Below are 12107 nucleotides of genomic sequence, written 5' to 3'. Positions count from 1 at the left end.
GGGGAGCACCACAACCCTCCCTTCGCGCCGTCGTCACCCACGACCCTGCTGGCCAACATCGCCGCACGCACGGACAAGCTGCTCCTGACCACCGCGACCACTCTTGTCACCACCAACGACCCAGTGCGTCTGGCTGAGGAGTACGCCTACCTTCAGCACCTTTCCGACGGACGCGTCGACCTCATGATGGGCCGAGGCAACACCGGCCCCTGAGCGAGCGCGTGGCCAGGGCAGGGCGGGAGCTGGCCACACTCATGGAGCGCTTCCCGTGCCAGGCGCCGGTTGACCCGTTGGCCGACTTCGCGCCCATGGGGGCGCTTCTCGCAGGTCGCTGAAGGCGCGATCCCGAGAGCTTGGAGGACAGGAGCCGACCCGAGTGAAGCCGACTCGAGTGAGCCCGAGTTGATCACCCCGATGGGGTCGACGTGGCGAGGGCCGTCGTGGGTGGAATAACGGTGGCATCCCCGACGTTACTCGCCGGTGTTTCGTTAGGCACTGCGCGAATGGGCTGCTATGCTGACGCCGTCGGCCGCACGGATCGCACCACGCCGCTGACCGCACCAGCCCCGGACCTGAGGCCCAGGTCTCAGCAGAAGCCGGCAGTGCATGACCCACCCCGTGAATGATTCCGGGGAAGTCTCCCCAGTTGAACGTCTCCTTCTTCGGAGCGTCATCACACCGTTAGGACACTCGTGACCGAGACCTCCAGCGCCCAGCCCTCGCTTTCCACCATGCGTCTGGCCGAGCTTCAGTCGCTCGCCAGCTCCATGGGTCTCACGGGCACCTCCCGCATGCGTAAGAGTGAGCTCGTCGCCGCCATCCGCCAGGCACGCAGCTCCTCCTCCGCCTCCACTCCCGACTCCCACAATGCGTCGAAGAGCTCGCCCGACGCCGGGGCGACCGACACCGCCGACTCCTCTGCCTCCACCTCATCAGCCAGTGAGGACTCACCCGAGCAGCCCCGGGCTGCCGCCTCAGGAGGCTCCCGCCGCCGCCGTGCCACCGCGGCCTCCGGTGCCCCCGAGGAGCGTCAGCCCGCGCCGGCCCTCGACCTGGGCCTTGAACTGCCCGATCGCTCCGGCCCCTCCGGCAGCGGCTCGGACAGCAGCTCCGGCCGTGACGAGGAGCGCCCCGCACGCAGTCGGTGGCGTGAGCGCGCCGAGCGCTCCGAGACCGCTGATGGTGACGACCGCGACTCCTACGGCCGCTCTGAGCGGGGCGATCGCTCCTCGCGCGACCAGTTCCGCCGTGGCCGCCGGCGCGTCCAGGCCTCCGCCGGCGCCCCCGAGAACCAGGAGCGCGCCTCGCGCGAGCCCCGTACCGACTCGCCCGAGGACCACGCCGACGCCAAGGCCGCTCTCATGCGGGACCTGGCCGACGCCACCGGGACCTCCGTCGTCGAGCCCCAGGAGCGTTCGCGCCGGGGCCGTGACGGCAACGATGACTCCGACGGCTACGACGACGAGCGCGGGGGGCGTCGTCGTCGGGGCCGCAAACGCGGACGCGACCGCTTCGACCGCGATGACCGCGACTCCGGCCGCGAGGGCCGGGACGGCTCCGCGGGGCGCGGCCACCGCAACCAGCCGCGCGAGGACGAGGTCCTCCTGCCGGTCGCCGGCATCCTGGACGTCACCGACAACCAGCACGCCTACCTGCGCACCTCCGGGTACCTGCCCGGCCCCAAGGACGTCTACGTCTCCAACCAGCTCATCAAGGACAACGGGCTGCGTGCCGGCGACGCCGTGACCGGCTGGGTCCGTGAGGGCGGAGAGTCCTCCCCGACCCACCAGGGCGGGCGCAACAACCGCCGTCAGAACCGGGCCGGCCGGGTCAAGTACAACCCGATGGTCAGCGTCGAGACCATCAACGGCATGGACGCCGAGCGCTCCAAGCGCCGCCCCGAGTTCGCCAAGCTCACCCCCCTCTACCCCCAGGAGCAGCTGCGTCTGGAGACCACGCCCAAGGCCGTCACCCCGCGGATCATCGACCTGGTCTCGCCCATCGGCAAGGGGCAGCGCGGGCTCATCGTCTCCCCGCCCAAGGCGGGTAAGACGATCGTCCTGCAGCAGATCGCCAACGCCATCAGCGTCAACAACCCCGAGGCCCACCTCATGGTCGTGCTCGTCGACGAGCGCCCTGAGGAGGTCACCGACATGCAGCGCACGGTCAAGGGCGAGGTCATCGCCTCCACCTTCGACCGCCCCGCCTCCGACCACACGATCGTGGCCGAGCTGGCCATCGAGCGCGCCAAGCGTCTCGTGGAGCTGGGCCAGGACGTCGTCGTGCTGCTGGACTCCATCACCCGGCTCGGGCGCGCCTACAACCTGGCGGCCCCGGCCAGCGGTCGGATTCTCTCCGGTGGTGTGGACGCTTCCGCCCTCTACCCGCCCAAGCGCTTCTTCGGGGCGGCCCGCAACGTGGAGAACGGCGGCAGCCTGACCATCCTGGCCACGGCCCTGGTGGAGACCGGCTCCAAGATGGATGAGGTCATCTTCGAGGAGTTCAAGGGGACCGGAAACATGGAGCTGCGGCTGTCGCGCCAGCTCGCCGACAAGCGCATCTTCCCGGCCGTGGACGTGGCGGCCTCCGGCACCCGTCGCGAGGAGCTGCTCATCGACCCCGCCCAGCTCAAGATCATGTGGCGTCTGCGCCGCCTCTTCGCCGGGCTGGAGCAGCAGCAGGCCATCGAGCTGGTGCTCTCCAAGCTCAAGGACACCCAGTCCAACGCCGAGTTCCTCATGGTGCTGTCCAAGACCACCCCGGCCGGCACCTCCCTGGCCGACGGCGAGGACGAGTAACGCAACCGGCCAGGTGCCCGGTCTCACGCGGTAAAACCGTTGCACGGCCCGGCGGCCGGTGGCATAGTCTGCTGCTGGCCTCCGGTTCACCCTCGCTCCCGCGTGGGACCCGGGACCCTCTGACGCTTAAGGAGAAACCTATGAAGCAGGGCATCCACCCCGACTACGTGGCCACCACGGTCACGTGCACCTGTGGCAACACCTTCGAGACCCGCTCCACCGTCACCTCCGGTGAGATCCGCGTGGACGTGTGCTCGGCCTGCCACCCATTCTACACCGGCAAGCAGAAGATCCTCGACACCGGTGGCCGCGTCGCCCGCTTCGAGGCCCGGTACGGCAAGCGCAGCAAGTAGCCGCGTCTCACGACGCCGGCGGCCGGCTCCCAGAGTCGCCGTCGGCGTCGTTTGCATATCGCACGAGTGCCGCTGGTGCCCGTCAGCACGACTCCTAGCCAGTGAAGGAACCCGAGTCCATGAGTGAGGACTTCTCCGCCGCAGAGCCGCTCCTGGCCGAGTACGCGGACATCGAGGCCGAGATGGCCGGGCCCGCGGCCGCTGACCCAGGTGCCATGCGACGGCTGGGGCGCCGCTACGCCGAGCTGGGCAGGGTCGTGTCCGCCTACCGGGCCTGGCAGTCGGCCAGCGCCGACCTGGCCGACGCCCGCGAGCTGGCCGCGGAGGATGAGGACTTCGCAGCCGAGGTGCCGGCCCTGGAGGCCGCCGAGGCCGCTGCCGGGGAGCACCTGCGCGAGGTCCTCGTGCCCCGGGACCCCGACGACTCCCGCGACGTCATCATCGAGGTCAAGGCCGGTGAGGGCGGTGAGGAGTCGGCGCTGTTCGCCTCCGACCTGGCCCGCATGTACTCCCGCTACGCCGAGCGGCAGGGGTGGGCCGTGGAGGTCCTGGACGCTACCGACTCGGACCTGGGCGGTTACAAGGACGTGCGCCTGGCCATCAAGGCCCGCGGGCCCGTGGAGCCCCAGGACGGGGTGTGGGCGCACCTGAAGTACGAGGGTGGCGTCCACCGCGTCCAGCGTGTCCCGGTCACCGAGTCCCAGGGGCGCATCCACACCTCCGCGGCCGGCGTCCTGGTTATGCCGGAGGCCGATGACCCCGGTGAGCTCCAGATCGACGCTGCCGACCTGCGCATCGACGTCTTCCGCTCCTCGGGCCCGGGAGGCCAGAGCGTCAACACCACGGACTCGGCCGTGCGCATCACGCACCTGCCCACGGGGATCGTCGTGTCCATGCAGAACGAGAAGTCCCAGCTGCAGAACAAGGAGGCGGCCATGCGGGTCCTGCGGGCCCGGCTCCTGGCTGAGCGTGCGGCGGCGGCCGCCGCCGAGGCGGCGCAGGCCCGTCGCAGTCAGGTGCGCACTGTGGACCGCTCCGAGCGCATCCGCACCTACAATTTCCCTGAGAACCGGATCGCCGACCACCGCACCGGCTTCAAGGCCTACAACCTTGACGCCGTTCTTGACGGTGATCTCGGCCCGGTGATCGCCTCGGCCATCGCCATGGACGAGGCTGAACGATTATCCCAGGTGGGTGAGGGCAGTGGTTCCTGAGTTGTGTGGCGGCGCGCCTGCGGGCGCGGTGGACCGCTACGGGCTGCGGGCGCTGGTGCGCCAGGCGGCAGGTCGGCTGGCTGCGGCCGGTGTGACCAGCCCGCAGGTCGATGCCCGAATCCTGGCCGAGCACCTGTTGGGGCGTGCCCTGCTGCTGGCCGACGGCGCCGACGGCGACTTCCCGGCCGCCTATGACGCGCTGGTGCTGCGTCGCGAGTGCCGTGAGCCCCTCCAGCACATCATCGGCCGCATGTGGCTGCGGGGCGCCGAGCTCATCAGCCGTCCCGGCGTGTTCATCGTGCGCCCGGAGACCGAGGTGGTGGCCGGGGCCGCCATTGAGGCGGCCCGCGAGGTGATGGACGGCGGCGGGGGAGTGGTCCTGACCGCAGACCTGTGCACCGGCTCGGGCGCGATCGCGGCCTGCGTCGCCAAGGAGGTGCCGGGTGCCCGGGTGGTCGCCGTCGAGATCAGCGAGACCGCCGCGTCCCTGGCCCGCGAGAACTGCGAGCGGCTGGTGCCTGGTCGGGTCGAGGTGATTCACGCCGACGCCACCGACCCGCTGGTCCTTCACGACCTCAACGGGCAGGTCGACGTCGTCGTCTCCAACCCGCCCTACGTTCCGGCCGGCGCTGTGGAGGACGCCGAGACGGCCCAGCACGAGCCCACTGTGGCGCTCTACGGCGGGGGCCCTGACGGGCTGGAGATTCCAATTGACGTCCTGGTGCGCTCGGTCGCGCTGCTGCGCACCGGCGGGGTGCTCGTCATGGAGCACGACCACGAGCAGGGGGCGCTGCTGCGCGCGGCCGCGCTCGGGGCCGGCTTCAAACAGGCCGAAACCGGCCAGGACCTCACCGGCCGCGACCGCTATCTGCGCGCTGTGCGGTAAATCCCGCCGGCGGGGCCGACGGCGTTGAGAGTCCCAGTGGTTCTGAAGGCCCGTGCGAGCACAACCGCGGCGGGTACTTGACTCGGCTGCGTGATGCTCTCTCGCATTCGGTGAACTGAGGTGTCGCGGATTGAGCGTGTGTGGGCTCGTCCTTCAGGGGCCTGGAGGTCGTGGCCGTTCTGTTCAAGACGTGGTGGTGTAGGTGGCCTAGGGTGCCGCTATGGCACTACGACTTGGATTCATCGGCATCGTGACTCGCGACATGTCTGCCTCACTCTCCTTCTACCGTCTGCTTGGAGCGCCCGTCCCCGAAGGGAACGACGAGCCTCATGTCGATACCAGGCTCGACGACGGCACCGTTCTGGCGTGGGACACCATCGATCTCATTCGCAGCCTCGACCCTGGTTATGAGTCTCCGTCGGGAGGTCACCGCATCGCGCTGGCCTTCGATCAGGGGACGGCGAGTGCCGTGGACGATACCTATGCCAGGCTCGTCGAAGCAGGATACGAAGGCCGCACCAAGCCATGGGATGCTCCCTGGGGGCAGCGCTACGCCACGGTGCTCGATCCTGACGGCAATAGCGTCGACCTCTTTGCGGCCTTGGAGAACTGAGCCGGCGTCGCCCCGACCAAGCGCGTGAACTCACGAGTCATATGTGACTGATCCGCATAACCCGTAGTCACTGACACATCGGCCAGTGAAAGTCCCTGCTGGAGAAGCGAGCGTGCTCGGGATGCACGCTCGATGCGTGCCAGAGTGGTGTACCCGTAGCCGAAGGTCTCCAGCATTCGTCTGCGCAGCGTGCGCTCCGACCAGTCCAGGGCCCGGGCGGCATCTCGGGCTGACGCTCCGGTCCGGGCGAGTCGGTGCGCCGTCGTCACCCACGGCTCCGCCTGGTCGACAAGCAGCTCAGAGAGCACGAGATCGGGCCGGGAAGCGTTGCTCGCTCGCATCATCAGGTCGTACAAGGCAACCGCCTCCGATCCCAACGCGGTGCGCAGCTCCACTACTCGGTTTCTCAGCTCGCTGAGCGCTATGGGCAGGACCTTGCGAGCGGTACCCGCTTCCAGCCTCACACCGACGGTGGGGTCAACGTCGTCGGCAGGTGCGTGGATGATACGGGTCTGCGGGCCGCACAGGAGTACCTGCTCGCTGCGGACGATGAGGTCGACGCATCCGTCAGCGGGAATGGTGGCGGCGGCGTCGCCCGTCGATTGCCAGAGCGTGCGCTGCTCACTCAGAACCGTCTCGGAGTACACCTCTCTATCGTGGAGCCGTGAGCGATGCGAGTCCAGAGACCTGTCGAGGATGGACCGTCAGAGTGGATCCGGCACTGTGCGTATACGCGCGTGGGGAAGTATTAGCGAGCTCAGAAGTTGTCGCCGTCCTTGGTTGATAGCTGCTCTGCCGATTCGTGGATCACCGTCGTGGCGGCCTCCAAGAACTCAATGAGCTGATCGACCCGGCTCGCGGGCCAGCCGTCTACCAGGGCGGTCAGTCTCCGGTTGGCGGGCAGGAATATCTCGGCAAGACGATCAACGCTTGTGGCGTGGATGGTGAAGGATCGCAGGTCCGTCTCACTGGGGCGACGCTCAACCCATCCATCGCGGGTGAGCCGGCGTAGCACACTCGTCATCGTTGTCGTCCCCATCCGGGTTCTGCGGGCGAGGGCAGTGGGGGTCTGCGGACCGTCGCGGTGCAGGGCGTCGAGTACCGCAAGATCACTGTCGTTGAGCCCAGTTTTCGCAGCGACAGCGCGGTTGCTGGCGGCGAGCTCGCTATTCAAAGTGCGCAACGCCCGGATGAGACGCTGATCGTGAATCCCTCTGCCCAAGCGGCCCTCCTGATCGAGGTGAACATGGATGAGTGTCAGGATAGATCGATGACGAGCTTGCCGCGGACGTGGCCCTTTGCCAGCTCGGTGTAGGCGGCGCGAATCTGCTCCACTGTGAAGGAATAGGTGTGGGCGACCTCAACCTTGATGGCGTCGTCCGCCACCAGCTGTGCCACCTCCTCGAGGTCGCGGCGTCCGTTACTGTGTCGTGAGCCGGTGAACTGCGCGCCCCTGAGGATCGCCGCGGGCGAAGGAACCAGAGTGCCAATGGAACGGCCCGTCAGCCCAAGATCGCGGCCAAGTCGTACGTAGGTACCGCCGTAGCAGTCCAGGAGCTTGGTGACAGGTGAGGGAGCCGCTTCGCGAACCCGGCTGGTCAGATTGTCACCATAGGTGACCGGAATAGTGCCCAAGGAGCGGAGGTAGTCCATATTGCGGGCGCCGGCGATTCCGATGACGGTCGCGCCTCGGCTTACAGCGAGTTGAGAGGCGACCGAACCCACACCGCCTGCGGCGGCACTGATGACAATGACATCGCCCTCGTGCAGGTTCAGCTTCCTGAATGCGCCGCACGCGGTCTGCGAGGCCACACCCAGGCAGGCCGCCTGCGTGAAGGACAGCGGGGCCGGCTTCTTGACGACGCCGTCGGCGGGCGCTACCAGCTCGGTGGTGAGTGCCCCGCGGGTGTCGGCCTGACCGGGAGCACTTCGCAAGGTACCCAGCACGGCATCGCCCACGGAGAGGTCGGTGACGTTGGTACCGACTGCGTCGATGACTCCCGCGAAGTCTCGGGCCACGCCCCTGGGGAAACGGGAGGATGCGCCCTCCAGCCACCGTCGAGGATGAATGACGTGCTGAACCCGTTCAAGCCCTCGCAGGTCGCCTTCGAAGGTCTTGAAGTCGAGGGGATTGAGCCCGACGGCGCGCACCGCGACGCGTACCTCTGCGTCACCGGGTGCCTGCGCCGGGCGCTCGGCCTCCTCCAGGACCTCTGGTCCGCCGAACCTGCGGTACTCGATCGCTCGACCCATGGAAGCCTCCCCGGACTCGCTCGACGGCGAGATGCTGCGCTCATCTCGAACAACTACGTGGAACGAATAGTACGAGATTCGTACTAGGTGGGCAAGGAAGTGTCCTTGGGCGGGCTCTGTGGTCCCTTCGGGGAGAGGTTGCTCAGTCGAGCGGCCGCAGCTTGCCGCTGATGCCAGGGGTGTGTCGTAGTGACTCGTTGTCCTGTGGAGGCAGGCGCTGACCCGTGTCCTCTCAGCTGTTCTGCCAGGCGGCGGTCGCCTCCATGAGCGCCATGTAGTCCTTCTCCCCGGCGTTGAGGAAGACCTGCTCCCAGGCGTCGGCCATCGCATCGGGCATGAGCCCGGTAATCCGCATGACCTCCGCAGTGAAGGGAACCGCGTGAATGCCTGAGGCCGTGGTGACACCCCGGTCAGTCACCACCGGCGCCTCCACGTAGTGGGTGCCGCCGCGGTACCCACTGGCCTCCAGGTAGGAGGCGGCATTCGAGGTGTGGAGGCGCGCGTCCAGGAAACCACCGCGGGCCAGCAGAAGCGTGGCACCGCAGATGGCCGCCACCGGAATCTCCTGATCCACGAGGCGGCCTACGGTTTCGATGAGCCGCTCGTATCCGGCCGCGTAGTGGTCCCCTCCAGGGATGACCAGGGCCGCGAGCGAACCATCGTCGGCCAGCGCATTCAGGGCGTCGAGGTCGGCCTCAGGCGTCAGCGGCAGGTTCCCGAGCGTGCGCACCGGCTCCAGCCCGTCGCCCACAAGCAGCAGCCGAAAGCGCCCGGGCTTGAGCTGCTCCGCGCCCGCGACCTGAGTGGTGAGGTAGGCGTACTCCCAGTCCGCCATGGTCTCGGTCGTGTACAAGACGATGGTGCGTATCTCGGTTCCTCTCTCAGCGGCTTTCGCAACCTGTTCACAACGTACTGTGAAGGCCGGCGGTGCGGCGGGGAAAGCGGAACGTGTCGGTGCCCTGGCCTAGGCTTGGCCTCACGATGAACGCGATGAACTCCCTCTTCGGCGCCCTGCCCATGCCCGGCTCCGGCGGTGCGGCCACCCCGCCGCCCGAGGCTGCGTTGCCCGCCCTCATCCCCGCCGCAGGCTCCTTCGACGACGACTCCTGGGCCGACGTCGAGGCCCCGGAGGAGGACTGGGGCCCCGAGGACGCCCCGCCCCCCGAGGACGAGTCCGCCGCAGCCCCCACCTGGGAGGAGCGCCAGGACGAGGTCTCCGCCCTGGTCGCCCGCGCCCAGGCCAATGCCGCCGCGGCCCGCGCCCGAGCCGACGGCACCGCGCCCGCGGGGCGGCCCTCCGGCCGGCCCTGGGGGGTGACGGTCTCAGACCCGGCCGAGCTGCTCTCCGGCCTCAACCCCGCCCAGGAGGCCGCCGTCACCCACGCCGGCGCCCCCCTGCTCATTATCGCCGGGGCCGGATCGGGCAAGACCCGGGTCCTGACCCACCGCATCGCCCACCTCATCGCCACCGGCCGCGCCCGCCCCGGCGAGATCCTGGCCATCACCTTCACCAACAAGGCCGCCGCCGAGATGCGCGAACGCGTCACCGCCCTGGTCGGGCCCGCCGGCGAACGCATGTGGGTCTCCACCTTCCACTCCGCCTGCGTGCGCATCCTGCGCCGCGAGCACGAGGCCGCCGGCCTGCGCTCCACCTTCTCCATCTACGACGCCGCCGACTCCACCCGCCTCATCACCCTCATCGTGCGCGAGCTGGGCATCGACCCCAAGCGCTTCACCCCCAAGACCTTCGCCCACCGCATCTCCGACCTCAAGAACGAGCTCATCACCCCGGCCCAGTTCGCCGAGCGCGCCGTCACCTCCAACCCCCTCGAACGCCACCTGGCCGAGGTCTACCGCGCCTACGCCCAGCGCCTGAGCGCCGCCAACGCCCTGGACTTCGACGACATCATCATGCGCACCGTCTCCCTGCTCCAGACCCGCCCGGCCGTGGCCGAGATGTACCGGCGCCGCTTCCGCCACATCCTGGTCGACGAGTACCAGGACACCAACCACGCCCAGTACGTCCTCGTGCGCGAGCTGGTCGGCGGGCCCGGCACCTCCGGGACCGGCTCGGCCCTGCCCCCGGGGGAGCTGACCGTCGTCGGTGACTCCGACCAGTCCATCTACGCCTTCCGCGGCGCCACCATCCGCAACATCGAAGAGTTCGAGGAGGACTACCCCTCGGCGCGCACCATCCTGCTGGAGCAGAACTACCGCTCCACCCAGAACATCCTCTCGGCCGCCAACGCCGTCATCTCCCGCAACAGCGGCAGGCGCGAGAAGAACCTGTGGACCGCCGCCGGCGACGGCGCCCCCATCACCGGTTACGTCGCCGACTCCGAGCACGACGAGGCCCGCTGGATCAGCCAGGAGGTCGACCGCCTGGCCGACGAGCACGGCGTACGCCCTCGCGACGTCGCCGTCTTCTACCGCACCAACGCCCAGTCCCGCGCCCTTGAAGAGGCCTTCATGCGCGCCGGACAGCCCTACAAGGTCATCGGCGGCACCCGCTTCTACGACCGCCGTGAGATCAAGGACGCCATCGCCTACCTGCGCGCCGTCGACAACCCTGACGACGACGTCAACCTGCGCCGCATCCTCAACGTCCCCAAACGAGGCCTGGGTGACAAGGCCGAGGGCGCCCTGGCCGAGCACGCCGCCCGCTACGCCGTCTCCTTCGGGCAAGCCGTCGCCGACGCCGCCGGAGCCCCCCGCGAGGCTCAGACAGGCGAGACCGAGGAGACCGGCGGGCAGGCCCCCTCCACCGCAGGGGCCGGCGAGCCGCCCGAGGTCGAGGGCCTGACCACCCGGGCCCGCAACCAGGTGCGCGGCTTCCACGAGCTGCTCACCACCCTGCGCCACATGGTCACCGCCGGAGACGGCGTCGCCGACGTCCTCGACTCCGCCCTGGACGCCTCCGGTTACCTCGCCGAGCTGCGCGCCAGCGACGACCCCCAGGACGCCACCCGCGTGGAGAACCTCGCCGAGCTGCACTCCGTGGCCAGCGACTTCCAGGCCGCCAACCCCGACGGCACCCTGGCTGACTTCCTCGAACGCGTCTCACTCGTGGCCGACTCCGACCAGCTCCCGCCCAGCGCCGACCTGGAGGACGAGGACGCCCGGCAGGCCGAGGAACAGGGCCAGATCACCCTCATGACCGTCCACACCGCCAAGGGCCTGGAGTTCCCGGTCGTCTTCGTCACCGGCATGGAGGACGGCACCTTCCCCCACGCCCGCTCCCTGACCGAGGAGACCGAGCTCGCCGAGGAACGGCGCCTGGCCTACGTGGCCCTCACCCGCGCCCGCGAGCGCCTCTACCTCACCCGCGCCGCCGTGCGCTCGGCCTGGGGAGCCGCCAACGCCATGCCCGCCTCCCGCTTCCTCGACGACGTTCCGGCCGAGACCATCGACTGGAAGCGCCTGGCCTCCTCCATGGAGGCGCTGCGCGGCGGCGGCACCGGCTGGGGCAGCAGCTGGGGCGAGGGCGGCTTCGGCTCGGGCGGACGGCGCTCGGGCGCCTCCCGGCAGAGCGCCTACTCCGACGACGATGACTTCGCCCCGCCCGTGGGCGCAGGCACCAAGCGCTCGGGCAAGCTGGGGCGCGTGGAGACCGCCCAGGACCGGGCCGCCAAGCGCGCCTCCGCCCGCCTCGAGGCCCGCGGCAAGCAGAGCGCCCCCTCACCGGCCGGCGCCGCCGCCTCACAGGACCTGCCCGCAGCCGTCGCCGGGCTGAGAACCGGCGACCAGGTGCGCCACGACTCCTACGGGGTGGGCACCGTCGTCGGCCTGGAGGGCAAGGGGCGGTCCCTGACCGCCCGCGTCGAGTTCGTCATCGACGGCGCCCCCACCACCAAGCGCCTCATCCTGCGCTACGCCCCCGTCGCCAAAATCTGACGGATCCATCCTTCGCCCACCTCCCGCGGTATCGGACACCGTGCTGAGATCAGTGGGCGCCGGTTCCTCCTGGCGGGGGAGGTACGGAGACCGGCA

General features: G+C 69.4%; 11 protein-coding genes and 1 pseudogene. 8 read left to right on the top strand and 4 right to left on the bottom strand.

Annotation, left to right across the window (positions count from 1 at the left end; all coding sequences use genetic code 11):
- Window positions 1-45 precede the first annotated feature (45 nt).
- The 7 genes and pseudogenes from RIV14_RS06765 (at window position 46) to RIV14_RS06735 (ending at window position 5864) form a co-directional block, all read left to right on the top strand.
- Window positions 46-213 carry an LLM class flavin-dependent oxidoreductase gene (locus RIV14_RS06765; RefSeq protein WP_343284158.1) on the top strand — a complete coding sequence of 56 codons (168 nt, stop codon included), beginning with the start codon at window positions 46-48 and terminating at the stop codon, window positions 211-213.
- Window positions 201-335 (top strand): annotated as a pseudogene (locus tag RIV14_RS06760) (FMN reductase); the annotation flags it as partial. The gene RIV14_RS06765 and the pseudogene RIV14_RS06760, both read left to right, overlap by 13 nt.
- 357 nt (window positions 336-692) lie before the next feature.
- Window positions 693-2798 carry a transcription termination factor Rho gene (gene rho / locus RIV14_RS06755; RefSeq protein ID WP_075372683.1) on the top strand — a complete coding sequence of 702 codons (2106 nt, stop codon included), beginning with the start codon at window positions 693-695 and terminating at the stop codon, window positions 2796-2798.
- 140 nt (window positions 2799-2938) lie between these two features.
- A complete protein-coding gene (rpmE, locus tag RIV14_RS06750; protein ID WP_003782958.1) occupies window positions 2939-3151 on the top strand; it encodes a 50S ribosomal protein L31 in 213 nt (70 codons plus the stop codon).
- 119 nt (window positions 3152-3270) lie between these two features.
- Window positions 3271-4365, top strand: coding sequence for a peptide chain release factor 1 (prfA, locus tag RIV14_RS06745; protein WP_075372682.1), 1095 nt, complete (start codon window positions 3271-3273; stop codon window positions 4363-4365).
- Window positions 4355-5251 carry a peptide chain release factor N(5)-glutamine methyltransferase gene (gene prmC / locus RIV14_RS06740; protein WP_075372681.1) on the top strand — a complete coding sequence of 299 codons (897 nt, stop codon included), beginning with the start codon at window positions 4355-4357 and terminating at the stop codon, window positions 5249-5251. Before prfA ends, prmC begins: the two co-directional genes overlap by 11 nt.
- 220 nt (window positions 5252-5471) lie before the next feature.
- Window positions 5472-5864: a VOC family protein gene (locus RIV14_RS06735; RefSeq protein WP_021604930.1), complete on the top strand. Its 393-nt coding sequence runs from the start codon at window positions 5472-5474 to the stop codon at window positions 5862-5864.
- On the opposite strand, the gene RIV14_RS06730 is transcribed toward RIV14_RS06735, so the two are convergent.
- The 4 genes from RIV14_RS06730 to RIV14_RS06715 form a co-directional block, all read right to left on the bottom strand.
- Window positions 5801-6511, bottom strand: coding sequence for a helix-turn-helix transcriptional regulator (locus RIV14_RS06730; protein ID WP_075372680.1), 711 nt, complete (start codon window positions 6509-6511; stop codon window positions 5801-5803). The genes RIV14_RS06735 and RIV14_RS06730 overlap by 64 nt on opposite strands.
- A 110-nt stretch (window positions 6512-6621) precedes the next feature.
- Entirely contained in the window at window positions 6622-7086 is a 465-nt protein-coding gene (locus tag RIV14_RS06725) for a MarR family winged helix-turn-helix transcriptional regulator (RefSeq protein WP_178387874.1), read from the bottom strand.
- Window positions 7087-7121: 35 nt separating this feature from the next.
- Window positions 7122-8117 (bottom strand): NADP-dependent oxidoreductase, encoded by a 996-nt coding sequence (locus tag RIV14_RS06720; RefSeq protein WP_075372679.1) that lies wholly within the window; start codon window positions 8115-8117, stop codon window positions 7122-7124.
- Window positions 8118-8349: 232 nt separating this feature from the next.
- Window positions 8350-8985 (bottom strand): DJ-1/PfpI family protein, encoded by a 636-nt coding sequence (locus tag RIV14_RS06715; RefSeq protein WP_075372678.1) that lies wholly within the window; start codon window positions 8983-8985, stop codon window positions 8350-8352.
- A gap of 113 nt (window positions 8986-9098) precedes the next feature.
- Here RIV14_RS06715 and RIV14_RS06710 point away from each other — a divergent pair, with 113 nt between their 5' ends.
- The gene (locus RIV14_RS06710) at window positions 9099-12011 is read left to right on the top strand and encodes a UvrD-helicase domain-containing protein (RefSeq protein WP_075372677.1); all 2913 of its coding nucleotides are present in this window, start codon (window positions 9099-9101) and stop codon (window positions 12009-12011) included.
- Window positions 12012-12107 lie beyond the last annotated feature (96 nt).

The sequence above is a fragment of the Actinomyces acetigenes genome, from assembly GCF_031296635.1.
Classification (GTDB): domain Bacteria; phylum Actinomycetota; class Actinomycetes; order Actinomycetales; family Actinomycetaceae; genus Actinomyces; species Actinomyces acetigenes.
Note: the sequence above shows the minus strand (reverse complement) of the source record. Positions and strands in the feature narration are given on the sequence as shown.